The sequence below is a fragment of the Curtobacterium sp. MCBA15_001 genome (assembly GCF_001864835.1).
GTDB lineage: Bacteria > Actinomycetota > Actinomycetes > Actinomycetales > Microbacteriaceae > Curtobacterium.
The window spans coordinates 1-243 of the sequence record NZ_MJGI01000018.1; the positions used below are offsets into that span (position 1 = coordinate 1).

The 243-nt window shown below is 67.1% G+C and carries 1 pseudogene; it reads left to right on the forward strand.

The window, feature by feature from the left end:
• A pseudogene (locus BIU90_RS18620) lies at positions 1–196 on the forward strand (hypothetical protein); the annotation flags it as partial.
• Between the last annotated feature and the right edge of the window lie 47 nt (positions 197–243).

Genomic DNA, 243 nt, shown 5'->3' on the forward strand with positions numbered 1-243 from the left:
CAACGCGTACCTGTTCTCCCTGCACGGTGGGACGCTGAAGCCGCTGCAGCTCGAGGGTGACAACGCGATCCTCACCGGCACCACCGTCCACGTCTCCAACGACGCCGCGACGCTGCTGAACAGCACGTTCAAGACCGACGCCGTCAAGGGCGGCCTGCTCGTCGGCACCGCCACCATCACCGCACAGATCAAGTAACACCCCCGCGCCACCAGCGCACCACACACACGAGAACGGCCGGCCCC